Here is a 23,615-nt window from a genome sequence, read left to right on the forward strand (position 1 = left end):
GCATGACACGGGTACGACGCCACGCCCGCGGACCCGACGCCGGGGCGTCCCGGTGACCCCGCGCGGCTGGGCGGTGCTCACCCTGGCGGCGCTGGTGCTGGCCCTGGTCGTCCTCGGTGCCCTGCTGGTGCCGTGGAGCCGGCCCCCGGCCCCCCGCGCCGACCAGCTCGCCGCCCTGCGTGACCTGCCCGCCGACCAGGTGGCCCGGGGGCGCGCGTTGCAGGCCGCCCTGCGCCCCGGCCGCTACACCGGGCTGGCCGTCGGCCTGCTGGTGGCCCTGCTGCTCGGGCTGACCCCGCTCGGCGCTCGGTTGGTCGAGCTGGCCGGTAGGCCGTTCGGTGACCACTGGATCGCCCGCGCGGTGCTCGGCGGGATCGCCGTGGTGCTCGTCGCCGACCTGCTCACCCTCCCGTTCGCCGCCTGGCGGCAGTCGGTGCTGACCCGGTACGGGCTCGCCACCCAGGGCTGGGGCGGCTGGACGGTCGACCTGCTCAAGTCGTACGCGCTCAGCGCGGTGCTCGCCGCGACCGTGCTGCTCGGCTTCTACACCGTCACCCGGCTCGCCCCGCGCTGGTGGTGGGCGTTCGGGGCGGCCGGCGCGGCCGGGCTGGTGGTGCTGCTGTCCTTCGTGCTGCCGGTGCTGGTGGAGCCGGTGTTCAACAGGTTCACCCCGATGGAGCAGGGGCCGCTGCGCACCGAGCTGACCGCACTGGCGGCGCGCGACGGCGTACCGGTGCGGGACGTGCTGGTCGCCGACGCCTCCCGCCGCACCCGGGCGGTCAACGCGTACGTCTCCGGCCTGGGGCCGACCCGGCGGGTGGTGGTCTACGACACCCTGCTGCGCGAGGCCACCCCGGCCGAGGTGACCAGCGTGGTGGCGCACGAGCTGGGCCACGCCAAGGACCGCGACGTCTGGACCGGCACGCTGACCGGTGCGCTCGGGGCCGCCGCCGCGGTCGTCGCGCTCTACCTGGTCGGCTCCTGGACGCCGCTGCTGCGCCGGGCCGGCGTCGACTCGATCGCCGAGCCCCGGGCGTTCGCGCTGCTGATCGCCCTGGTGACGGTCGTCGGGCTGGTCGCCGGCCCGGTGCAGGCGCTGGTGTCGCGCCGGGTCGAGGCACGGGCCGACGCGCACGCGCTGGCGCTCACCGGTGACCCGGCCACCTTCGAGGCGATGCAACGCCGGCTCGCCGGGGTCAACCTGGCCGATCCCGACCCGCCCCGGGCGGAGTACCTCTGGTTCGCCTCGCACCCGTCCACGGTGGAGCGGATGGCCGCCGCCCGCGCGTACGCCCGGGAGGCCGGCCGGTGACCCGGACCCTGCTGATCACCAACGACTTCCCGCCCCGCCCCGGCGGCATCCAGTCGTTCGTGCACCACCTGGCGGTCCGTCAGCCGCCCGGCTCGGTGGTGGTCTACGCCTCCAGTTGGCGCGACACCGCCGGGTTCGACGTCGCGCAGCCCTTCCCGGTGGTCCGGGACGCCACCCGGGTGCTGCTGCCCACGCCCCGGGTCGCCCGCCGGGCCGCCCGGCTGGCCCGGGAGCACGACTGCGACACCGTCTGGTTCGGTGCCGCCGCCCCGCTGGGTCTGCTCGCCGGGGGGTTGCGCCGCCGGGCCGGCATCCGCCGCGCGGTGGCGCTGACCCACGGCCACGAGGCCGGCTGGGCGACGCTGCCGGGGGCCCGCGCCGCGCTGCGCCGGATCGGCCGGGACACCGACGTGGTCACCTACCTCGGCGACTACACCCGGGTACGGCTGGAACGCGCCCTGCGCGGCGTCACCGAGCTGCACCGGCTCGCCCCGGGGGTCGACGTGGACACCTACCACCCGGGGGTGGACGGTGCGCCGGTGCGGGCCCGGCTCGGGCTGGCCGACCGGCCGGTGGTGGTCTGCGTCTCCCGGCTGGTCCCGCGCAAGGGCCAGGACATGCTGATCCGGGCCCTGCCGGCGATCCGCCGCCGGGTGCCCGACGCGGCGCTGCTGGTGGTCGGCGGCGGGCCGTACCGGGCGACGCTGGAGAAGCTGGCCCGGTCCACCGGCGTGGAACGTGACGTGGTGTTCACCGGCTCGGTGCCGTGGGAGGCGCTGCCCGCCCACTACGCGGCCGGTGACGTCTACGCGATGCCCTGCCGTACCCGCAACCGGGGGCTGGACGTCGAAGGGCTCGGCATCGTCTACCTGGAGGCGTCGGCGACCGGGCTGCCGGTGGTGGCCGGTGACTCCGGCGGCGCACCGGACGCGGTCCGTGAGGGCGAGACCGGGTACGTCGTCCCGGGGCGGGACGTCGCCGTGCTCGCCGACCGGGTGGCCACCCTGCTCGCCGACCGGGACCTGGCCCGCCAGCTCGGCGCGGCCGGTCGGGCCTGGGTGGAGAAGGAGTGGCGCTGGGAGACCCAGGCCCGCCGCCTGACGGACCTGCTCACCGGCACCACCGCCCCCGGCTGAACATCGGCCGGTCCGCGTGACAGGTCAGCGGATCTGTTCGAGGATGCGGGCGGCGGGGGCGGGCTTGCCGAAGTGCCAGCCCTGGCCGGCGTCGCAGCCGATGGCGCGCAGCAGGTCGGCCTGGTCGGCGGTCTCCACCCCCTCGGCGGTGACGGTCAGGTCCAGCGCGTGGGCCAGCGACACCAGCGAGGCCAGGATCTGCTCGTCGTTGCGGCTGGCCGGGTCGACCTGCGGGCTGCGCAGCCGGGTCACGAACTCGCCGGCCACCTTCAGCTCGGTCACCGGCAGGTCCCGCAGGTAGACCAGGTTGCTGTAGCCGGTGCCGAAGTCGTCGATGGCGATCCGGACACCCAGGTCGTTGAGCATCCGCAGGGCCCGGACCGGGTCCTCCCCGCCGGTGCTCATCATGGTGCTCTCGGTGATCTCCAACTGGAGCCGTTGCGGCGGCAGCCCGGTCTGCGCCAGCAGCCCGCGTACCTCCTGCACCAGGCCGGGGCGGTGGACCTGCCGGACGGCGAGGTTGACGCTGACGAACGGGGCGGGCCCGCCGCCGGCCGCCCAGCTCTCCGCCTCCCGGCACGCCTCGGCGAGCACCCAACCGCCGAGCCGGACGATCAGCCCGGTCTCCTCGGCCAGGCCGATGAAGCTGTCCGGGCCGAGCACCCCCAGCTCGGGATGCCGCCAGCGGACCAGCGCCTCCACCCCGACCACGGTGCCGTCCCGCAGCGACGTCAGCGGCTGGTAGTCGAGGAAGAACTCACCCCGGTCGAGGGCGGCGGGGATGGCCGCCGACAGGGCGTACCGGGCCAGCTCGGTGCGGTGCCGGGCCGGATCGAACAGCGCCCAGCGGGCGCCGCCGGCCGCCTTGGCCCAGTGCAGGGTGCTGTCGGCGGCGCGCATCAGCTCACCCGGGGTGGTGCCGGCCACCGGCCGCTCCACGATCCCCGCGCTGGCGGTGACGGTCAGCTCGTGCCCCTCGACCAGCGCCGGCTCGGCGACCGCGGCGAGCGCCGCCTCCGCCACCTTCACCACGTCGTCGGTGCCGTCGGTGCGCTCGACGAGGACGACGAACTCGTCACCGCCGAGGCGGGCCACCAGATGCTCGCCGACCGCCCGGCTCAGCCGCTGCGCCACCTGCACCAGCAGCGCGTCGCCGAGCTGGTGGCCGAGGGAGTCGTTGACCACCTTGAACCGGTCGAGGTCGAGGAAACACACCCCCACCCGGGCGGAACCCCGACCCGGGGCGGCGATGGCGGTGGCGAGCCGCTCGGTGAACAGGGTGCGGTTGGGCAGGTCGGTGAGCGGGTCGTGGGTGGCCTGGTGGCGGAATCGGGACTCGCTGTCGCGCAGCGCCCGTTCGGCCTGGGCGCGGGCCACCATCGCCGCCCGCCTGATGGACTCCTGCTCGTCGAGGGTCCGGTCACGCAGCGCGCGGGCGTACCCGGTGGTGATGGTGGCGAGCAACCGGGCCAGCCGGTCGGAGATGTCGTCGCCGACCAGCCCGAGGTCGCGCAGCAGGCGGAGCTGGACGACCTCGACGGTGCGCCCCAGGCCCTCCGCCGAGGCGATGTGCGCGGCCACCAGCTCCGCGCCCACCTGGTGGCCGACGCGCGGGTCGAACGGCTCGGCGCGCAGCGCGGCGGCCAGCCGGACGGTGAGCCGTTGCAGCAGCTCCTCCAGCTGGGCCTGGGTCATCGGCAGGTAGCTGGTGCCGGAGACCGCCTTGGCCCAGGCGCGGGCGAACGTGTCCGGGCAGGACGCCCGGGGGCTCGGCGGGTCACCCATCGAGACGCCCGACGCCACCGAGGAACACGGCCTGCTCGGCGTTCTCGGCGCTCTCCGGCGTCTCGGGCCGCCACTGCGGCACCCAGACCACCCCGGGATCGACGATCGTGAAGCCGTCGAAGAATGCGGTCAGCTCGGTTCGGCTGCGGATGCACAGCGGGTTGTCGGTCCGCCGGTAGACCCGTTCCGCCTCGGTCCGTTCGGCCCCGCCGCGGGTGTCGTCGCTGGCCTGGGAGAGGACCAGGTAGCTGCCCGGGGCCAGCGCGGCGCGCAAGGTCCGCAGGATGTCCTCGGGATGGTCGGAGTGCGGGATGAAGTGCAGCACCGCCACGATCAGCACGGCCACCGGCAGGGAGAAGTCGACCAGCCGGGTCACCTCGGGGTGCGCCAGGATCGCCTCCGGCCGGCGCAGGTCCTCCTGTACGACCGTGGCGGCGGGGTTGCCGGCCAGGATCTCCTTGCTGTGCGCGACGGCGATCGGGTCGACGTCGACGTAGACCACCCGGGCCCGGGGGTCGGCCCGCTGGGCGATCTCGTGCACGTTGCCGACGGTGGGGATGCCGGAGCCGATGTCGAGGAACTGGCGGACGCCGGAGTCGACCAGGTGCTGCACCACCCGGCGCAGGAAGGCCCGGTTGGCCTGGGCCATCAGCGGCGCGTCGGGCACCGCCTCCACCATCGCCCGGGCGGCGACCCGGTCGGCGGCGAAGTTGTGCGAGCCGCCGAGGTAGTAGTCGTACATGCGGGCGACACTGGGGCGTTCGATGTCGATGTCGTCGGGTGCCCAGTTCGGTCGCTGCATCCCCAACCCCTTTGTCGAGTACCACCGCGAACATGGTCGACCGTGCGGTTCACCCGGGTATTCTGCCCGTCCGCTGCCCGGGTGCAAAGACCGCGATCAGTGCGCGACCGCTTCCTCACCGGGCGCAGTCGAACCGGTGGTGGGTGCCGAGGGCAGGCCCGGGTCCACGGCGGACCCGGGCCTGCCCTCGGGCGGGGTGCCCCGCCTCAGAACTTGGGGGCGTCCGGTGCCTCAAGCAGGCCCAGCCGCAGGGCGGTCATCAGCGCCTGCGCCCGGTTGGCCGCGCCCAGCTTCTCGTAGAGCTTCGAGATGTGGGTCTTGGCCGTCGACTCGCTGACGAAGAGCTGCTTGGCGATGCCGGCCACGCTCATGCCGTCGGCGAGCAGCCGCAGCACCTGACCCTCGCGGGGGGAGAGCTGCGGGCCGGAGGGGGCCAGCCGGCGCTTCATCGCCTCGGCCAGGTCGGCCGCGGTGAACGCGCTGGGCGAGGAGGCGGCGTGCCGGGCGGCGGCGACCACCTCGTCGGCCGGCGCGGTCTTCGGCACGAACGCGCTCGCCCCCGCCTCCAACGCGCCGAAGAGCTGGTCGTCACCGGCGTACATGGTGAGCACCACGATGCCCATCGACGCGCTGGACTTGCGCAGCGCCCGGGTGGCCTCCAGGCCGCTGCCGTCGGGAAGCCGCAGATCCATGATCACGACGTCCGGTTGCAGCGCGCCGGCCTGGCGCACGCCCTCCGCCGCCGTGGCGGCCTCGCCGACGACCTCGAACTGACGGTCCCGCTCGAAGGCGTGCCGCAGCCCCTTGCGGATCAGATCGTGATCGTCGACAAGGAGGACCTTGGTACGGGTGGCCGGTGTAGGGCTTGTGGTCATCCTGGAATTACTCCACTTCTGCTGCTGCGCTGCCACGCACGTTATCGCGCCGGGGCGACGAACCCACCACCACCGCCACGGTCGTACCACTGGGTTGCCGGGGACTGATCTCCAACCGGCCCCGGATACGTTCCGCCCTCTCCGCCATGATCGCAAGGCCGTAGTGACCGTCGGTGCGCTGGTCACCGATGCCGTGACCGTCATCCGACACTTCAATTTGTGCGTATGGGGGGTCCACCTCGCAGGTGACCCAGAGATTCGACGCCCCGGCGTGCTTGCGGGCGTTGGTCACCGCCTCCTGGGCGATGCGCAGCAACTCGGCCTCGGTGGCGGCCGGCAGCCGGGCGGTCGACTCGTCGAGCGACAGGTGCACCCGCAGCCCGCCCGACGCGCCGACGGTACGGGCGTACTCGGCGATCGCCGCCGCCAGGCCGCCGTGCCGGTCCACCTCGCTGCGCAGCTCGAACAGGCTCAGCCGCAGCTCGGTGATCACCCGGGTCACCTCGCCGCGCAGGGTGCGCAGCGCCTCGGCGGTCTCCTTCGGGTCCTCGTCGACGTAGGCCAGCGCGTTGTCGATGCCGTAGCCGACCATCACCAGTTCCTGCGCCACCCCGTCGTGGATCTCCCGGGCCAGCCGTTGCCGCTCCTCGTTGGTGGCGAGCGACCGCACCTCGTCGAAGAGCAGCGCCGCCTCCAGGCGTAGCGCCGCCGGGCCGGTCAGCGCGGTCACCCGGGACACCACCGGTGGCGGGTAGGCGTGCGCCGCGTCCGCCTCCAGCACCACCAGGCCGACCGTGCGGACCCCGGCGACCAGCGGCACGATCAGCGCCGAGACGTCCCCGCCGGTGTGCGAGCGGGCCTGCGAGCGGGCCGAGGTCTGCGGCTGCTGGCTGGCCCAGGCGTCGGCGATCGCCGAGTCGGCGTCCAGCGTCGTCTCCCAGTCGACCCGGTCCACCCCGACCTGGGCGAGCACCACCAGCCGCCCGCCGCCGCTGGCCGACAGCACCGCCCCCCGGCTGACGGGGGCGACGGTCCGCAGCTCCTCCAGCAGGTGCTCGGAGATGCCGCCCGGGTCGAGGGTGGCCCCGGGCAGCTGCCTGGCGACCGTACGCAGCTGGGTCAGCAGCCGGGTCGCCTCGGCGTACGGCTGGGGCTTGCCCTCGGCCCGGACCCGCATCACCTGGTGCAGCGTGCCGGCGGCGTAGAGGCCGAGCCCGGCGAGGATCAGCCACTGCGCGCAGACCGCCAGGTAGCCGGGCTGGCCGAGCTGCCGCCCACCGTCGACCTCGGTGAAGGCACCCGCCACCAGCAGGGTGGCCGCGGTGACCCCGAGCAGCACCGCGCCCTCGCGGAACTGTCGGCGCAGCGCGGTCACGGTCACCGGCACCGCCAGGTAGGGCAGCACCGCCGAGGCGCCCAGCCCGCCGACCGACGAGCCGAGGTTGGCCTCGACGGCGACCTGGCTGGCGGCCAGCCCGATCACCACCGCCTCGGCGAGCCGGCTCAACGGGCCGAGCAGCCGGTGCTCGGGGGCGAGCAGGGCGGGCGCTCCGGCGACCGCCAGCAGGGCGATCCACCAGAGCTGGGCGGGTTCGCGGGTGGCGATCAGGGTCAGTGCGCCGACCAGCGCGAGCATCACCGCACGCGCGGCGGCGGCGACGGGACGCGTCTGGGGGCGGACGGCTGTGGAGGCGGACACGTGACGGATCGTAGTCAGCCTTGGTAGATCTCCGCGATCTCGGCCGCGTACGTCTTGTGGACGACCTGTCGCTTGACCTTGAGCGAGGGGGTCAGCTCACCGGTCGCCTCGGTGAAGTCGCGGGGCAGGATGCGGAACACCTTGATCGCCTCGGCCTTGGAGACGGCCAGGTTGGCGGTGTCCACCGCGCCCTGGATCTCGGCGCGCAGCGCGTCGTGCGTCACGAGCTGACCGACCGGGGTGTCCTCGGGCAGGCCGTGCGCGGCCAGCCACTTCGGCAGCGCCTCCTCGTCGACGGTGACCAGGGCGGCGATGAACGGCTGCCGGTCGCCGACCACCAGGCACTGACTGACCAGCGGATGGGCCCGGACCTGGTCCTCCAGCACGGCCGGGGCGACGTTCTTGCCGGCGGCCGTCACGATGATCTCCTTCTTGCGGCCGGTGATGCGCAGGAAACCGTCGTCGTCGAGGTGCCCCAGGTCGCCGGTGCGGAACCAGCCGTCGGCGAGCGCCTCGGCGGTGGCCGCCTCGTTCTTCCAGTACCCCTGGAAGACCAGGTCACCGGCGATCAGGATCTCGCCGTCGTCGGCGATCCTGATGGTCACGCCGGGCAGCGGCCGGCCGACCGTGCCGATCTTCGTGCCGGTGGGCAGGTTGGCCGCGGCGGCGGGGGAGGTCTCGGTGAGGCCGTACCCCTCGCAGATGGTCACTCCGATACCCCGGAAGAAGTGCCCGAGCCGGGCGCCGAGCGGGGCGCCGCCGGAGATCGCGTCCCGGCAGCGGCCCCCGAGGGCGGCCCGCAGCTTGCGGTAGACCAGCCGGTCGAAGACGGCGTGCTGGGCGCGCAGTGCGAACCCGGGACCGCCGGCGGTCTCCTGCGCCTCGCTCCAGGCGATGGCGACCTTCTCGGCCCGGTCGAAGATCGCGCCCTTGCCGTCGGCCTCGGCCTTCTGCCGGGCGCCGTTGTAGACCTTCTCGAAGACCCGGGGCACCGAGAGCACGAACGTCGGCCGGAACTCCTGGAGCTGGGCGACCAGGTCCCGGGTGTCGGCGCAGTGCGCCATGGCGACGCGGGCCTGCACCACCCCGATCTGGATGAGCCGGGCGAAGGCGTGCGCCAGCGGCAGGAACAGCAGGGTCGAGGCGCCCGGCCGGAACAGGTTCGGCAGCACCGGCACCGCGTTGGCGATGTCGGCGTACATGTTGCGGTGGGTCAGCACGCAGCCCTTGGGACGGCCGGTGGTGCCGCTGGTGTAGATGATCGTGGCGATGTCGGTGGCGTGGACGGAGGTGCGGCGGCGCTCGATCTCGTCCGGGTCGACCGACGCGCCGGCGGCGACGATCTCGTCGACCCCGCCCAACTCGATCTGCCAGATCTCGCGCAGCTCGGGCAGCCGGTCGCGGACCCCGGCGACCAGGGTGGCGTGGCTGTTGGTCTCCACCACCAGGGCGACCGCGCCGGAGTCGGCCAGGATCCAGGCGGCCTGTTCGGCGCTGGAGGTCTCGTAGATCGGCACGGTGACCGCGCCGGCGGCCCAGATGGCGTAGTCGAGCAGGGTCCACTCGTAACGGGTGCGGCTCATCAGGGCGACCCGGTCGCCGGGGGCCACGCCCGCGCCGGCCAGCCCCCGGGCCACCGCCACCACCTCGTCGCGGAACTGCCGGCAGGTGACGTCGACAGCGGCGCGGCCCTCGGCGGCGGGCCGGACGAACTGCACCGCGTCCGGCGCGGCCTCGGCGTTGTCCCAGACCGGGTCGGTCAGGTTTGCCGCGTCGCCGATGGTGACGATCGGCGGGACGGAGAACTCGCGCACCTGCACTCCCTCGTGCTCGCACTGGCCGGGCCGACCACGGGCCGGCATGGTCGAAACCTACCCGGCCGGGCGGGCGGTTGCGCCAGCCAGGTTGCCCGCCCACCGGCCCGACCCCTGCCCGGGGGGTGGAGCGGGGCATCCGTCGCCCGCGCCGGGTAGCCTCCCCCCATGGCGGACTCCTCCACCCAGTCGATCATCATCGGCGCGTCACCGGATCGCGTCGCGGCGGTCGTCTGCGACTTCGCGCGCTACCCCGAGTGGACCGAGGCGGTGCGGCGCACCGAGATCGTCGAGGAGTACGAGGACGGCTACGCCAGCCAGGTCCGGTTCACCATCGACGCCGGGGTGATGGCCGACGAGTACGTGCTGGCCTACGAGTACGCCGAGGACCTGTCCCGCATCGAGTGGCACCTGGTGACGCCCTCGACGATGCAGAAGTCCCAGCGTGGCTCGTACGACCTGGTCGGCAACCCGGACGGCACCTGCACGGTGACCTACACGCTGGAGGTCGAGTTGTCGGTGGGCATGCTCGGCATGTTTCGCCGAAAGGCGGAGAAAATGATCATGGATACGGCGTTGAAGCAGCTCAAGCGCCGGGTAGAAGCAACCGGTGCGGCGTAACGACGCGACGGCCGGCGACACGACGAGGGAGCCGACCATGGGCGCAACGGAACCGGGCTCGGCCCGGGAGGAAGCGGAACGGCTGGTCGCCACGCTGCTCGCGACGGCCCGGCTGGCGTCCGCCGGCGGTGGCCCGGGGGTGGGACCGTGGGGTCCGCTCGGTGGGATCGTCTCGGGTGTCCTCGGTCACAGTGCCGGCGTGTCCCGGCCGGCGGGCGGCAGCCACTGGGCTGAGGGTTTCGCCACCGGATCACCCGAGTGCTGCATCTGTCCGGTCTGCCGGGCCGTCGCCGCACTGCGCGATCCCAGTCCCGAATTCGCCGAGCGGCTCGCCACCGGCGCCGGGGATCTGGCGGCCGGCGTCGCCAGTCTGATGCGCGCGTTCGCCCCGCCCGCAACAGGGGAAGCAACCCCCGGGACGTCAGGTGACGCCACCGCGCCGACCAGCCCTTCCGATTCCGGTGCCGATCATGTGTGGCGCGAGGCCACCCGCACCGGGCATGATTCTGCGTCGGCGCCGGAGCGGGACGTCTGGTCCGCCGCCACCCGGGCGGAGGACACGGTCGAACCGGCCGTCGCCGCACCGCCCGTCGACGACGCCGGGCCGGCCGCGCCGGCCCAGCAGGTCCGGCCCGCGGCCGACGGTCCCGTGGTGCCCGCCTCGCGCGCGCCGGCCGGCGCGGACGGGGACGCACCAGGCGACGGGGCCTGACCACCGGACATCCCGGCAGCGTACGGCCGGTTTCGGCCGATGTCGGGCAGCACAGCAGAGGGGAGTGGCCGCGGTGACGCTGACCATCGGAGTCGACGTCGGTGGCACGAAGGTGGCCGGCGGTGTCGTGGACGACACCGGCAGGGTGCTCGTGCAGGCCCGGCGGGACACCCCCGCGGACGACGTCGGCAAGACCCGCGACGTCATCATCGAACTGGTCACCCAGCTCGCGACCGGCCACCAGGTCGACGCGGTGGGGATCGGCGCAGCGGGTTGGATCGACGCGTCCCGCTCCACCGTGCTGTTCGCCCCCAACCTGGCCTGGCGCGACGAACCGCTGCGCGACTACGTCAGCGCCGCCACCGGCCTTCCGGTGATCGTCGAGAACGACGGCAACGTGGCGGCCTGGGCCGAGTTCCGGCACGGCGCGGCCCGCGACGCCGACGACTCCATGGTCATGTTCACCATCGGCACCGGCGTCGGCGGCGGCATCGTCCTCGGCGGCGAGCTGGTGCGCGGCGCCCACGGCATCGCCGCCGAGCTGGGACACATGCTCACCGTCCCCGACGGCCACCAGTGCGGCTGCGGCCGGCTCGGCTGCATCGAGCAGTACGCCAGCGGCAGCGCCCTGGTCCGGTTCGCCCGCGCCGGCGCCCGGCAGGAACCGCAACGCGCCACCGCCCTGCTGGAGCTGGCCGGCGGCGAGGCCGAGGCGATCACCGGCCCGATGGTCACCACCGCCGCCCAGGCCGGCGACCCGATCTCGGCCGAGGCGTTCGCGCAGATCGGCCGCTGGCTCGGCACCAGCCTCGCCGACATGGCCCAGATCCTCGACCCGCAGGTGCTGGTGGTCGGCGGCGGCGTGGTCGACGCCGGTGACCTGCTGCTCGGCCCGACCCGGCGGTCCTTCGCCGACGCGTTGGCCCAGCGCAGCCGGCTCCCGGTGGCCGAGGTGCGTCCCGCCGAACTGGGCAACAGCGCCGGCGTCATCGGCGCCGCCGACCTGGCCCGCCGCCGATGAGCGCCGCGCCGACCGGGCCGCGCCCGGCTGCCCCCGCGCCCGCCGATGCCGCCGCAGGGGCCGCCGCTGCGCCGGCCGACGCCGCCGCAGGGACCGCCGCCGCGCCGCCGGCACCGGCCCCGACGGGAGCGGCCGGGTCCGGCCCGGCCGACGCCGGCCGGGTGCCGCTGCGGGTGGTGTCATACAACATCCACAGCCAGCGCGACGACACGGCGGCGCTGGCCAGCGTGGTCCGCGAGGCCGCCCCCGACGTGGTGATCGTGCAGGAGGCGCCGCGCCGGTTCCGGTGGCGGCAGAAGTCCGCCACGCTGGCCGACTCGTTCGGCCTGGTGGTGGCCGCCGGTGGGCTGCCCTCGCTGGGCAACCTGCTGCTGACCAGCCTGCGGGTCCGGGTGACCGGGACGCACTGCCAGCGGTTCCCGCTGACCCCGGGCCGGCACCTGCGCGGCGCGGCGTACGCCCGCTGCCAGGTCGGCGGGGCCCGGTTCCTGCTGGCCGGCTCGCACCTGTCCACCGACCCGGCCGAGCGGCCCGGCCAGGCGGCGCTGCTGCGGCAGGAGCTGTCCGCAAGCGACCTGCCGGTGGTCTTCGGGGCCGACCTCAACGAGGGGCCTGACGGCCCGGCCTGGGGCACCGTGGCGGCCGGCCTGACCGACGCCGCGATCGCCGCCGACGCGGCCGACCGGCACACCTACTCGTGCACCAACCCGCGCCGCCGCATCGACGCCCTCTTCGTCGACCCCCGGGTCGAGGTGGTCGGCTACGACGTGGTGGACACCCCGACCACCCGCCGGGCCAGCGACCACTTCCCGGTCCTGGTCGACCTGCTGCTGCCGGTCACCGACTGACCGGCAGCAGCGTCCCCGGGCCGGCCGCCACGGCCGGCCGGGGGTCGCTCCGCGACGCGCCGCGACACCTCCGCGAGCCGGGCTGGACAACGGGTCGGGGGCCCGGAAGGATGCCGGTCGAACCGGCGTACCTGGCCGCACATAAGGAGATTCCCGGTGTCCCCCTCCACCGAGCACGGCCGGCCCGAACCGGAGCCCACGACGCTCCCCGCGAACCGGGACGGCCGCCCGGTCTCCGACCGGGGCGACACGGTCTGCGTGATCGGGGCCGGGGCCAGCGGCCTGACCGCCGTCAAGAACCTTACCGAACACGGCTTCGGCGTCGACTGCTACGAACGCGAGACCGGCGTCGGTGGCGCCTGGAACTGGCGGCACGACCGCAGCCCGGTGTACGCCAGCACCCACCTGATCTCGTCGCGGCCGTTCACCCAGTTCCCCGACTTCCCGATGCCGGACTCCTGGCCGGACTACCCGCACCACAGTCAGCTGCTGTCCTACTTCGAGCGGTACGCCGACCACTTCGACCTGCGCCGGCACATCTGGTTCGGCACCGAGGTGGTACGGGTGGTGCCGGTCGACGGTGACCGGTGGGACGTCACCACCCGCAGCACCGGCGGGTACGGCCCGGAACGCACCTCCCGGTACGCCGCCGTGCTGGTCGCCAACGGGCACAACTGGTCGCCGAAGCTGCCCCGCTACGAGGGGCTGGAGGAGTTCCGGGGCGAGGTCATGCACGCCTCGTCCTACAAGGACCCCGCCCAGCTGCGCGGCAAGCGGGTGCTGGTGGTCGGGGCCGGCAACACCGGCTGCGACCTGGCGGTCGAGGCGGCCCAGCAGGCGTCGCGTTGCTGGCACTCCACCCGGCGCGGCTACTGGTACGCCCCGAAGTACGTCCTCGGCCGCCCCGCCGACCAGGTCAACGACGCACTGCTGGCGCTGCGGGTGCCGCTGCGGCTGCGGCAGTGGCTCTACCACTGGACGCTGCGGCTGACCGTCGGCGACCTGACCCGGTTCGGGCTGCCGAAGCCCGACCACCGGGTCTACGAGACGCACCCGATCGCCAACAGCCAACTCGTCTACTACGTCGGCCACGGCGAGATCACCCCCGTGCCGGAGCCGGCCCGGTTCCACTCCGGCGGGGTGACCCTCACCGACGGCCGGGAGATCGACCCGGAGCTGGTCGTCTTCGCCACCGGCTATCTGCCCCGCTTCGAGTTCCTCGACCCGGGTGTCCTCGGCGACGCCGACGGCTCGGGCCGTCCCCGGCTGTGGCTGCACGCGTTCCCGCCGGGCCACCCGACGCTGGCGGTGGCCGGGCTGTTGCAGCCCGACTCGGGGGTGTTCACCCTGGCGCACTGGCAGACCGTGCTGTTCGCCAGGTCGCTGCGGCTGCGCCGCGAGCAGCCGCAGCGGGCCGCCGCGTTCGCCTCCCGGGCGGCGGCCGGCGCGGGCGAGCGGTACGCGGGGAAGGTTAAGGACAGCAGCCGGCACTGGTTCGAGGTGGGCCACGTCGACTACCTGCGCGCGGTGCAGCGCGCCCTCGACGAGCTGGAGGGCAAGTGACCGGCACGACCGATCAGCGGGTCCGGATCATGCGGGGCCGGGAGTGGGCACACCCGGTCCGTCCGGCCCACCGCGAGGTGCTCGGCGTCGACCCGGAGCTGGAGGAGGGGCGACCGCCGCTGCTGTTCGTCCCCGGGTTCGGGCACGGGGCGTGGGCGTTCGCCGAACACTGGCTGGAGCACGCCGCGTCGCGCGGTTTCCCCGCGTACGCGATGAGTCTGCGCGGGCACGGCGGCAGCGAACCGGCGTCGGGGGCGACGCTGCGGGCGTACACCCATGACGTGGTCCAGGTGGCGGCGGGGCTGCCCCGCCAGGCGGTGCTGGTGGGGCACGGCGCGGGCGCCCTGGTGGTGTCGCACGCGTTGGCGCGGTACCCGGCCCGGGCGGCGGTGCTGGTCGCGCCGGTGCTCGGCGGTGCGGCCACGGCCGTCGCGGCGTTGCGGGCCAACCCGCTGGGCACCCTGCCCGCCCTGTTCGGTGGCGCGCTGCGGCTGCACCGCCGGCAACTGTTCAGCCGGGAACTGCCCGAGGCGGACGCCCGCCGGCACCTGGCCCGGCTGGGCCGGGCCGGCCGGCGGGCGCAGTGGCAGCTACTCGCCGGCCGGGCGGCGGAGCCGGCGGTCGGTCGCCCGCCGGTGCTGGTGCTGGGCAGCCCGGACGACCGGGTCGTCCCGCCGGCCGCGCTGACCCGGGCGGCCCGCCGGTACGGTGCGGCCCCGCTGCTCTTCCCCGGCATGGGACACGACCTGATGCTCGACACCCGCTGGCGGGAGCCGCTGGACGCGCTCCTGGACTGGCTGGTCAAGGACCCGGCCCGGAGCTGACCGCCGGGACCGCACCGGGCGGCGGCCCGCCGCCCGGGGTAGGTCCCGGCGGTCGGTGCGGTCAGCCGCTGCTGCTGAGCCGGGTGAGCAGCGAGCCGGTGTCGTCCAGGGCGCTGAGGTACGAGCGGGCCCAGGCCCGGATGTCGTGCCGGTGCAGGTGGTCGCGCATCGCCCGCATCCGGTCACCGGCGTCGGCGGGCCCGGCCCGCAGCGCCGACAGCAGCCCCTGCTTGAGCCCGTCCAGGTCGTGCGGGTTCACCAGGTATGCCCGGTCCAGCTCGGCCGCCGCACCGGCGAACTCGCTGAGCAGCAGCGCGCCGGTGTCGTCGACCCGGGCGGCCACGTACTCCTTGGCGACCAGGTTCATCCCGTCGCGCAGCGGGGTCACCGCCATGACGTCGGCGACCCGGTAGAGCGCCGCCAGTTCGGCCCGGTCGAAGGGCTGGCTGAGGTAGTGGATGGCCGGTTCGCCGACCCGGCCGAACTCGCCATTGATCCGGCCGACCTCGCGTTCGATCCGGTCCCGCAGGATCTGGTACTGGCCGACCCGCTCCCGGCTCGGCATGGCGACCTGCACCAGCACCGTGTCCCGGACCTTGACGTCACCGCTGGCGAGCAGCTCGCTGTAGGCCTTCAGCCGCTGCTCGATGCCCTTGGTGTAGTCCATCCGGTCGAGGCTGAGGATGACCCGCTCGGGATCGCCCAGGTCGTGCCGGAGCCGGCGGGCCCGCGCGGTGACGTCCGGCCGGGCGGCCAGCGCCGCCATCTCGGCGGTGTCGATCGAGACGGGGTACGCCCCGATCCGCACCACCCGGTCCTGCACGCCGATCCGCCTGTCGGTGGCCGGCAGGCCGAGGACCTTGGTGGCGAGCTGGGCGAAGTTGTGCGCCGCCTGGGCCCGCTGGAACCCGATCAGGTCGGCGCCGAGCATCCCGCGCAGCAGTTCCGCCCGGCGGGGGAGCTGCATGAACAGCTCCGGCGGCGGGAACGGCACGTGCAGGAAGAAGCCGATCCGCAGGTCGGGCCGCAGCTCGCGGAGCAGGCCGGGGACCAGTTGCAGGTGGTAGTCCTGCACCCAGACCACCGCGCCCGGGTCGGCCACCTCGGCGGTCGCCTCGGCGAACCGCTGGTTGACCCGCTGGTACGCCTCCCACCAGCGGCGGTGGTACTCGGGCTGCTCCACCGCGTCGTGGTAGAGCGGCCAGAGCGTCGCGTTGGCGAAACCCTCGTAGTGGTCACGCAGGTCGTCGGCGCTGAGCGGGACGGTCCGCATGTGCACACCGTCCACGTCGGGCAGCACGGGAGCGGGCCCGGTGCCGCCGGCCCAGCCGACCCAGGTGGCCGGGGTCTGCCGGAGCAGGGGATGTAGCGCGCTGACCAGCCCGCCGGGGCTGCGCCGCCACTCACAGGCGCCGTCGGGCGCCACGCTGTCGTCGATGGGGAGCCGGTTGGCCACCACCACCAGTGAACTCTGTCGCATCTCGGGCATTCCGATCGGCAGGGGACCGACCACGCGAGCAAGGAACAACCGGGCAGTCGGTGGGTGAAGTGACCTACAACGGTATTCCTACTGACCGTAAGTTACACCACTGTTACGCCAGGCGTCAGGGCTGCGGTGTCCCGGGATGCGGGCGGGTGGCGGGACGCCCCCGACGGGGTGCCGCAGGGGTCAGACGACCGCGCCGTCGTCGGGGTCGTGATCGTCGTCGTCGCCGGGGCGCAGCCGCCAGATCAACGTGACGAACCCGGCGAGGATGCCGGTGAAACCGAGCAGGGTGACCACCGAGGCGTCCACCGGCAGCAGCGACGGGTTGAGGAAGAGCACGAAACCGAGCACGATCCCCAGCACCCCGACCACCGCGTACTTCGAGATCCGGGGCAGCGGCGGAGGCGGCGGCGGGGTGTAGCCCTCCTCCGGGTCGTCCGGCAGGTCGGCCCCGAACGTGTCCAGGCCGTCCAGCAGCGACGGCTCGTCCTGCTGCCGGCCCCGGGGGGTCACCGAGATGCCGGAGATGTCGGCCGCGTACGGCAACCGGCGTACGTCGGTGGCGGTCGGACCCGTCGGCTCGTCCGCCCTGGTCGTCGGCCCGCCCGCGCGGGCGGCCGGATCGGCCCCGTCGTCGTCGATGTCCTCGGACGCCGGCCAGGGATGGCTGCCGGCGGCCGGCGCGGTGTGGAAGGCGGCGACGAGCCGCTCCCACTCGGCGTCGACGTCCGGCTCGGCGCGGGCCGGCTCCGGCGTCGCCTCGTCGGCGAGCTGGGTCAGGTAGTCGCGGGCGGTGGTCAGGTGCGAGCGGTCGACGTAGAGCCGGTCCACCGGCCGGGACGGCACGGTGGTGGTCCGGGTGATCGGGTTCAGGTCGGCGGAGGGCTGGAGGTAGGCGGCGATCCCGCCCGCGGCGAGCACGTCGAGCAGGTGCTCACCGACCCGCGGGTCGACGTCGCCCGCGACGGCGTACTCGCTCGCGTCGAGCCCGTTGTCCCGCCGTCCCCGGCGGGCGCCACCCGCTGACACCGGACATCCTCCTCCGCGCACCTGCCGGTGCGGTCGTGTCGGCGCCCCGTACGCCGTGCTCTGAATCGTGACACGTCGGCACCCGGTTCCGGGAGTGCGTTGTGGCGCGCCGCTCGTGGTTCGTCGGCCGCGCCGTCGGCGGGCGGGCCCGGCGACGGCCCTCCGGGCGGGCCACCCACCACCCCCGCGACCTGCCCGGACGGCCCCCGACCCGGGGCGTTCGGCGGCGGGCGGGGCGGGAATCCGGTGCCGTACCGGCTGGTAGTGCCGTTGACCGGTGGTCCGCCGCACCCGACGGGCGTGCCGGCTCCGGCGCGCGGCGTGCCGGAGCTGCCCGCCGACGGGCCGGTGCCCCCAGCCGGCGGCCGGCCCGGTCGCCGCCGCCCGCCGCGTAGCCGCCCCCCACCCGCAAGAAGTCACATTCGACGCGAAAGTGGAATACCTCTCCCGGGCCCCGCCCGGCGGGCTCGCTGCCCCCCGGCGGGCGACCCGTCGCGGCCGTGACCGCCCCGGGGCCGTCGCTCACGGGTGATCGACTCCTGTGGCCCGAACAGCGCCATCAGGTCTTCCGGACACCGCGTTGTCGGCCCAGGCGGGTCGATCACCGACCCCGGTCAGCCCAGGCCGGGTGCCGCCCGGGTGGCCAGCCGGAGCAGACCGGGCATGGCGTTGCGGTCGGCGAAGTCGCGTACCCGGTCGAGGGTGGCCGTGGCCTGGGCGGGCTCGGCCACGGTCAGCGCCGGCACCGACAGCGCGGTGGTCAGCACGTGGTCGGTGGTGTCGGGCATCCCGGCGTAGCGCTGCGCCGCCGCCGCGAACAACCGGGCGGCCCGCCGGGCGTCCCCGTCGCCGAGGGCCAGGGTGGCGTCGGCGGCCTGCCCGGCCGCCTCCACCCAGGGGGTCACCCGGGGCGACCGGGCGAGCATGTCGTGCACCAGCCGGGCGGCGTCCGGGCCGAGCACCGCGGCGACGTGACCCACCGCCGGCACCCACTCGGCGAACGGGATCATCCGGGTCCGGCTCCAGTCCTCGTCCAGTTCCACCAGCAGTCGCATCGCCTCGTCCCGGCGACCCCGGACCGCCCGGCAGAGCGCCGCGTGCGCCAGCGTCGACTGCAACACCCGGTGGAAACCGCTGCGCCGCGCGGCGACCAGCGCCTGGACCACCAGATCGTGATCCCTGCCCGCTTCCCCCGCGCCCGGTGCGGGGTCGGCCCGCAGCGCCCGCATCCAGCCGGAGACCGCCACGATGTGCAGGTCCCACTCGGCGGTCGGCAGCCGGGTCGACTCGGTGCCCAGCTCCAGCGCCGCCACCCAGTCACCGGCGTAGTACGCCCGCGCCCACTGGTCGGCGAAGCTGGTCGCCAGGCTGTGCCCGCCCCCCGGGTCGAGCGAACGCCCCTCGTCGACCAGCCGGGCCGAGCGGGCCAGGTCACCCTCCTCCTGCGCCGCCCAGGCGAGGTTGTGCACCGCCCGGCGTCGGCTGACCAGCCGGTCCACCCGGCACTGCTCGGCCACCTCGGCCAGTTCCGCGTACGCCTGCTCCTCGCCGGCCATGTAGCGGGCCACCGCCAGGGTGATCCGGGCGTTGGCCCGTACCTCGGGCAGCCGCAGCCGCTCGGCCAGCTCGGCCGCCGCGGAGGCCGCCACGCAGGCCGGATCGGTCTCGGCGTTGAGCATCCGGACCCGGGCCAGTTCCAGCAGCGCCTCGGCCTTCTCCTCGGACTCCGGCAACTCGGCGTAGATCGCGTTGGCCCGGTCCAGGCAGCGCAGCGTCTCGGACCGGTCGGCCCGGCTCCAGGCGGCGGTGGCGAGCAGGGTCCAGGCGCGGGCCGCGCCGGACCGGTCCCCGACGGCGGCCAACCGTTCGGTGAGCCCGGTCAACGCCTCGGTCCCCCCGTCGACCAGGAACGCGTCGCCGTCCCGGAAGAGGGCCAACTGGGCGGCGAACAGCTCCAGCCCCGGGTCGGGCGCCCCGCCGACCTGCAACGCCCGGCCGACGAGCGTGGCCGCGTTCTCCAGCGCGTGCAACTCGTACGCCCGGCGGGCCGCCCGGTGCAGCGCGGTGCGGGCCGCCACCGCGTACGGCATGGGGTCGAGCCCGACCGTCCGGGCGATCTCGTGGGCGGTCCAGCGGTGGTTGGCCAGCACCTCGGCCAGGTCCTGCTGGCCGGCCTGGGTGAGCTGGGCCAGCCAGTCGGCGGTGCGCTGGTGGCGCAGCACCCGTTCGGCCCGGGGCAGCCGCTGGTAGCACACGTCACGGACCAGGATGTGCCGGAAGCGGTACTCCGGCTGACCGGCCATGGTGGAGGTGGGCAGCTCGAAGACCATGTCCCGGCGCTGCAACCGGTCCAGCGCCCGCTCCACCCACTCGACGGTCCGGCCGAGGGCGGCGGCCACGGGCGCCGGCCAGAACTGGACCCCGACCACGGCGGCGGCCTGGAGCACCGCCCGGTCCGCCGGGTCGAGCAGGTCGAGCCGGTTGGCGATGACCGCCTGCACGGTACGCGGCATGTCGGTGGTGCCGGCCGGATCGAAGGCGGCGCTCGGCTCCAGCAGCCCGCCGTCCATCAGCATCCGGGCGTACTCCTGGGCGTAGAGCGGGTTGCCGTCGGCGAACTCGATCAGCGGTGCCCGCGACGCGGCCGGCAGGGTGGCCTGGCCGAGCAGCAGGGAATAAAGGGTGTCGATGTCCGTGTCGTGCATCGGCGGCACCGAGATGGACATCGCGCCGCTGATCGTGCCGGTCCAGGCCGGTTGCCGCTCCCGTAGCTCGGGCCGCGCGGTCGCCACCACCAGCAGCGGTACGCCCCGGGCCGCCGCGCCGAGCTGCTCGACGAAGGTGAGCATCGCCTGGTCGGCCCAGTGCATGTCCTCGAAGACCAGCACCGTCGGCCCGCGCCCGGCGAGGGTCAGCAGGAACCGTCGCCAGGCCGCCTCGGTCTCACCCGGGGTGAGCCGTTCCCCGGTCATCCCGAGCAGCGGCCCGAGCGCGCCGGCCAACCGCATGGCGTGCGGGTCGTCGAGCTGCCGCAGCCGGTCGCGGAGCCGGTCGCGCAGCGGTTCCGGGTCGTCGGTGTCCGGCGCGCCCAGCCAACCCTTGACGATGTCCGCCAGCGCGGCGTAGGTGACGTTCTCGCCGAACGGCGGGCACTGCCCCACCAGCCAGGTGACCCGCTGGCCGGGCAGGTTGGCGGCGTGCCGGGACAGCTCCCGCAGCAGCCGGCTCTTGCCCACCCCGGCCGGCCCGAAGACGGTCACCAACTGTGAGGTGCGTTCGGTGACCGTCCGGTGCAGGGCGCTGACCAGCAGGCCGCGTTCGTGTTCCCGGTCGACCATCGGGGTCAGCTCGGCGGCCTGCGGGTCGGTCCGGGGCCGGGCCCGTACGGCGAGCCAGATCCGGCTCACCGTGGACCGTCCCCGCAGGGTGACCGGCGGCCGGTCGACGTACTCCAGTTCGTGCCGGGTGGCCGACCAGGTGCTCTCGTCGACGACCACCCCGCCGGTGGGGGCCAGTGCCTGCAACCGGGAGGCGGTGTTCACCACGTCGCCGGTGACGAACGCCTGGCCGCCGTCGCGGGTCGCGGAGAGGTCGACGAGCGCCTCACCGGTGGCCACGCCGACCCGGAAACCCAGCGGCGGGTGCGGGCCGGCGGCCTGCCGGGCCAGGTTCCGTTGCAGCTCCAACCCGGCCCGTACGCAGCGCAGCGCGTCGTTGTCGGTGGCGACCGGGGCGCCGAACAGCGCCATCACCGCGTCGCCGATGTACTTCTCCACCACCCCGCCGTACTGGTGGACCAGCCTGCGGACGGTGGCGAAGTACGCCTGCTGGAGGCTGCGCGCCTGCTCCGGGTCGGCCCGTTCGGCGTACGTGGTGAAGTCGACGATGTCGATGAACAGCACGCTGACCTGGCGGCGGTCCTCCTGCACGGTGACCGCGTGGTCGCGCAGCGGCTGCCCGCAACTGGTGCAGAAGTTGGCCTCGGGACTGTTGCCGTGCCCGCAGGAGGCACAGGTGAGCGTCAGCGCCTGTCCGCAGCCGCCGCAGAAGCGGTCGTCCGGTGCCGCCGCCCGTGAGCAGTGTCCACACTTGAGGTCGATGACGAACTCCGTACGTGAGGAGATCCCATTATCCCGCCGCGGAGGGCCAGTCGGGTACCCGACGTGCGGGCGGACCCTGCGGCTGGTCGGCCGCCACTAGTGTTCCTCACGAGGAAAACTCACTGTCAGGAGAGTGCCGTGCAGGTGCGATTGTCCGCCTACTGGACCGATCCGGACGGCACCGTCCGGTCCCCCGGGGAGACGGTCGACGTCGACGCGGTCACTCTCGCCAGAATGGAGGAGCACGGCATGGTGGAGAACCCCGACAGCAAGACGACTTCGGACACGACCACGACCACGACGTCGAAGCCACAGAAGATCGGGCCCGGGCCGGGTACACCGCCGGACCAGATCGGACCGGGGCCGGGCGCCCCGCCGGCCGACGACAGCGGCAAGTGAACGACCGGCGCGGCCGGCGGACCTCGGTCCGCCGGCCGCGCCGCTGTGGCGTTCCCGGTCACCCCCGGGGCGTCACCGCCCGGGGAAACCCCTGCTCAGCGGTCGCTCATGCCGGCGCGTCGGCGCAGCGCCGCCACGTCGGTGACCACGATCCGACGACCTTCGGTACGCAGCCAGCCACGGCTGGCGAAGGAACCGATCGCCTGGTTGACGCTCTGCCGGGAACCGCCTGCCATCTCGGCCAGCTGGCTCTGGTTGAGCTCGATGGTGATCATCGGGGCCTGGCTCTCACCGGCCAGCCGGACCAGCGTCTTGGCCACCCGACCGGGCAGGTCGAGGAAGACGTGGTCGGCGTTCTGCTCGGTGAGCCGCCGGATCAGGGCACCCAGCGAGCGCATCACCGCATCCAGGATGCGCGGGTTGGAGTGCACCAGCTCCATGAAGGCCGGGCGGGACAGGGCGAGCGCCGCGCAGTCCTCGATCGCCTCGGCCGACGCGGAACGGGTGGAGGCGTCCAGCAGGGACACCTCGCCCAACACGTCGGGTGGTCGGATGACCGACAGCACCGCGCGTTCCCCGGTCGGCGCGGTGCGGAACACCGCCACCGCCCCCCGGCGGAGCACGATCAGCGACTCGCCGGGATCGTTCTCGACGAAAAGCAACTGACCTTTGCGATAGGTGCGCGGCACGGCCGCGGCGATCACCCGCTGGCGCACCTCCGGCTCCAGCCCGGCGAACATCTCCACCCCCGTGAGGGCGTCACCCGGCTCCGGCAGGCGCATTTCCACGGCCCCACCCCTCCCCGGTCACGGACCACAATTTTCGCTCACCGGGTGAACCCTGACGGCCCCGCAAGAGGTGAACTGACACCGCTTCGGCGTCCGGTAGCGGTACACATCAGATCATGACGGCCCAGTCGCTTGCTGTACACCCCTGTAAACCTTTCCGTGACCCTGCGCCAGCTGCGGCGGACCGCCGGACCGGGGGCCGGCGGGGTTCCGGGCGGGTGGGCGACGCCGCCGGTGCCCGCCCCGCCCGCCGACGGTCACCGGCGGTGGGCGAGGATGGACGGCGATGGTCTACCGCTACTTCTACGACTGCGAATTCATCGAGGACGGCCGGCTGGTCGACCTGGTGTCGATCGGTGTCGTCGACGAGTACGGCCGCGAGTTCTACGCGGTCTCCACCGAGTTCGACGACTCCCGCGCCGTGCCCTGGGTCCGCCGTAACGTGCTGGACAAGCTCCCCTCGCCGGCCGACCGGGCCTGGCGTTCCCGGGCGCGTATCCGCGACGACCTGCACGAGTTCCTGATGGAGCCGATCCGGGACCGGCCGGGCGAGCAACTGGAGCTGTGGGCCTGGTACGCCGCGTACGACCACGTGGTGCTGGCCCAGCTCTGGGGGGCGATGCCGGCGCTGCCCCGGGAGATCCCCCGGTTCACCAAGGAGTTGCGGCAGCTCTGGGACGACCTCGGCCGGCCACGGCTGCCCGAGGCGGCGGCCGAGCGGCACGACGCGCTGGTCGACGCCCGGCACAACCTGGCCCGCTGGCGGGCGATGACGGCCCGCCCGGGATGACCCCGGCCTCG

Annotated in this window: 19 protein-coding genes; 10 read left to right on the top strand and 9 right to left on the bottom strand. The window is 74.3% G+C overall.

Annotated features, from left to right (window positions below; all coding sequences use genetic code 11):
• The first annotated feature begins 52 nt into the window (after positions 1-52).
• Both ACN267_RS01625 and ACN267_RS01630 read left to right on the top strand, forming a co-directional pair.
• Positions 53-1,312 (top strand): M48 family metallopeptidase, encoded by a 1,260-nt coding sequence (locus tag ACN267_RS01625; RefSeq protein ID WP_204959331.1) that lies wholly within the window; start codon positions 53-55, stop codon positions 1,310-1,312.
• On the top strand, positions 1,309-2,448 hold the full coding sequence (locus tag ACN267_RS01630) for a glycosyltransferase family 4 protein (protein WP_281895464.1): 1,140 nt from the start codon (positions 1,309-1,311) through the stop codon (positions 2,446-2,448). The genes ACN267_RS01625 and ACN267_RS01630 overlap by 4 nt, the downstream gene beginning before the upstream one ends.
• A gap of 24 nt (positions 2,449-2,472) precedes the next feature.
• On the opposite strand, the gene ACN267_RS01635 is transcribed toward ACN267_RS01630, so the two are convergent.
• From ACN267_RS01635 to ACN267_RS01655, 5 genes are all read right to left on the bottom strand, one after another.
• Positions 2,473-4,233, bottom strand: coding sequence for a putative bifunctional diguanylate cyclase/phosphodiesterase (locus tag ACN267_RS01635; protein WP_421487754.1), 1,761 nt, complete (start codon positions 4,231-4,233; stop codon positions 2,473-2,475).
• Positions 4,226-5,035 (bottom strand): SAM-dependent methyltransferase, encoded by an 810-nt coding sequence (locus ACN267_RS01640; RefSeq protein ID WP_204959328.1) that lies wholly within the window; start codon positions 5,033-5,035, stop codon positions 4,226-4,228. Before ACN267_RS01640 ends, ACN267_RS01635 begins: the two co-directional genes overlap by 8 nt.
• 206 nt (positions 5,036-5,241) lie before the next feature.
• Positions 5,242-5,910 carry a response regulator transcription factor gene (locus tag ACN267_RS01645; RefSeq protein WP_007072219.1) on the bottom strand — a complete coding sequence of 223 codons (669 nt, stop codon included), beginning with the start codon at positions 5,908-5,910 and terminating at the stop codon, positions 5,242-5,244.
• Positions 5,911-5,917: 7 nt separating this feature from the next.
• The gene (locus ACN267_RS01650) at positions 5,918-7,609 is read right to left on the bottom strand and encodes a GAF domain-containing sensor histidine kinase (RefSeq protein ID WP_421487755.1); all 1,692 of its coding nucleotides are present in this window, start codon (positions 7,607-7,609) and stop codon (positions 5,918-5,920) included.
• Between the two features lie 14 nt (positions 7,610-7,623).
• On the bottom strand, positions 7,624-9,423 hold the full coding sequence (locus tag ACN267_RS01655) for an AMP-dependent synthetase/ligase (protein ID WP_204959326.1): 1,800 nt from the start codon (positions 9,421-9,423) through the stop codon (positions 7,624-7,626).
• A gap of 168 nt (positions 9,424-9,591) precedes the next feature.
• On the opposite strand from ACN267_RS01655, the gene ACN267_RS01660 reads away from it, so the two are divergent.
• The 6 genes from ACN267_RS01660 to ACN267_RS01685 all read left to right on the top strand — a co-directional run bounded on the left by ACN267_RS01660 (position 9,592) and on the right by ACN267_RS01685 (position 15,012).
• The gene (locus ACN267_RS01660) at positions 9,592-10,044 is read left to right on the top strand and encodes an SRPBCC family protein (protein ID WP_204959325.1); all 453 of its coding nucleotides are present in this window, start codon (positions 9,592-9,594) and stop codon (positions 10,042-10,044) included.
• A 37-nt stretch (positions 10,045-10,081) separates the two neighbouring features.
• Positions 10,082-10,756 carry a hypothetical protein gene (locus ACN267_RS01665; RefSeq protein ID WP_421487756.1) on the top strand — a complete coding sequence of 225 codons (675 nt, stop codon included), beginning with the start codon at positions 10,082-10,084 and terminating at the stop codon, positions 10,754-10,756.
• Between the two features lie 73 nt (positions 10,757-10,829).
• The gene (locus ACN267_RS01670) at positions 10,830-11,777 is read left to right on the top strand and encodes an ROK family glucokinase (protein WP_204927818.1); all 948 of its coding nucleotides are present in this window, start codon (positions 10,830-10,832) and stop codon (positions 11,775-11,777) included.
• 161 nt (positions 11,778-11,938) lie between these two features.
• Complete coding sequence (locus tag ACN267_RS01675) at positions 11,939-12,625, top strand: endonuclease/exonuclease/phosphatase family protein (protein ID WP_421490368.1); 687 nt, start codon at positions 11,939-11,941, stop codon at positions 12,623-12,625.
• A gap of 156 nt (positions 12,626-12,781) precedes the next feature.
• Positions 12,782-14,188, top strand: coding sequence for a flavin-containing monooxygenase (locus tag ACN267_RS01680; RefSeq protein WP_421487757.1), 1,407 nt, complete (start codon positions 12,782-12,784; stop codon positions 14,186-14,188).
• A 29-nt stretch (positions 14,189-14,217) separates the two neighbouring features.
• Positions 14,218-15,012, top strand: a complete 795-nt coding sequence (locus tag ACN267_RS01685; RefSeq protein ID WP_421490369.1) for an alpha/beta hydrolase — start codon at positions 14,218-14,220, stop codon at positions 15,010-15,012.
• Positions 15,013-15,073: 61 nt separating this feature from the next.
• Here the strand turns inward: ACN267_RS01685 and ACN267_RS01690 are convergent, their stop codons facing one another.
• From ACN267_RS01690 to ACN267_RS01700, 3 genes are all read right to left on the bottom strand, one after another.
• The gene (locus ACN267_RS01690) at positions 15,074-16,492 is read right to left on the bottom strand and encodes an alpha,alpha-trehalose-phosphate synthase (UDP-forming) (RefSeq protein WP_204959322.1); all 1,419 of its coding nucleotides are present in this window, start codon (positions 16,490-16,492) and stop codon (positions 15,074-15,076) included.
• Positions 16,493-16,681: 189 nt separating this feature from the next.
• A complete protein-coding gene (locus ACN267_RS01695) occupies positions 16,682-17,527 on the bottom strand; it encodes a DUF308 domain-containing protein (RefSeq protein WP_421487758.1) in 846 nt (281 codons plus the stop codon).
• A gap of 614 nt (positions 17,528-18,141) precedes the next feature.
• Entirely contained in the window at positions 18,142-21,651 is a 3,510-nt protein-coding gene (locus tag ACN267_RS01700; RefSeq protein WP_421490370.1) for an ATP-binding protein, read from the bottom strand.
• A gap of 114 nt (positions 21,652-21,765) precedes the next feature.
• Between ACN267_RS01700 and ACN267_RS01705 the strand changes: the two genes are divergently transcribed.
• Entirely contained in the window at positions 21,766-22,026 is a 261-nt protein-coding gene (locus tag ACN267_RS01705; RefSeq protein WP_204959320.1) for a hypothetical protein, read from the top strand.
• A gap of 95 nt (positions 22,027-22,121) precedes the next feature.
• Here the strand turns inward: ACN267_RS01705 and ACN267_RS01710 are convergent, their stop codons facing one another.
• Entirely contained in the window at positions 22,122-22,814 is a 693-nt protein-coding gene (locus tag ACN267_RS01710) for a Crp/Fnr family transcriptional regulator (RefSeq protein WP_204959319.1), read from the bottom strand.
• A 286-nt stretch (positions 22,815-23,100) separates the two neighbouring features.
• On the opposite strand from ACN267_RS01710, the gene ACN267_RS01715 reads away from it, so the two are divergent.
• On the top strand, positions 23,101-23,604 hold the full coding sequence (locus tag ACN267_RS01715; protein ID WP_421487759.1) for a polyadenylate-specific 3'-exoribonuclease AS: 504 nt from the start codon (positions 23,101-23,103) through the stop codon (positions 23,602-23,604).
• Positions 23,605-23,615: the final 11 nt, after the last annotated feature.

This window comes from Micromonospora sp. WMMD734, from assembly GCF_049178975.1.
In the GTDB taxonomy this organism is placed as follows: domain Bacteria; phylum Actinomycetota; class Actinomycetes; order Mycobacteriales; family Micromonosporaceae; genus Micromonospora; species Micromonospora wenchangensis.